This window comes from Streptomyces katrae (assembly GCF_000966975.1).
Taxonomy (GTDB): domain Bacteria; phylum Actinomycetota; class Actinomycetes; order Streptomycetales; family Streptomycetaceae; genus Streptomyces; species Streptomyces katrae.
Map to the genome: position 1 here is coordinate 1 of NZ_JZWV01001039.1, position 331 is coordinate 331.

The window sequence follows — 331 nt, forward strand, 5'->3', positions numbered from 1 at the left end:
CGGGCCGCGCGGGCGGCGGCCGCCGTGCTGCGCGGCGGGCTGGAGCCGCCGGCCGAAGTGGCGTACCGGGACGGCGAGGTGTACCTGCCGACGCTGGGGCTGCTGCGGCTCGGGGAGCCCGGTACGGAGGGCCGGGCCGCGCTGCACGCCACCGGAGAGGGCTACGCGGTCGTCCGGGCCGGCCGCACCGAGCACCGCTTCGGCCCGGCGGCGGGCGACGCGCGCTGGCTGCCCGTCCGGACCTGGCAGCCGGGGCCGCAGCAGCCGCCGGTGGCGCTGGAGGACCTGGACCCGTACCGCAACTGCTTCGCCCGCCCGCCCCGGCTGCGGC

1 pseudogene is annotated in these 331 nt (G+C 81.6%); it reads left to right on the top strand.

Going from position 1 to position 331, the window contains the following annotated elements:
- Positions 1-331, top strand: a pseudogene (locus VR44_RS31890) (HEXXH motif domain-containing protein); the annotation flags it as partial.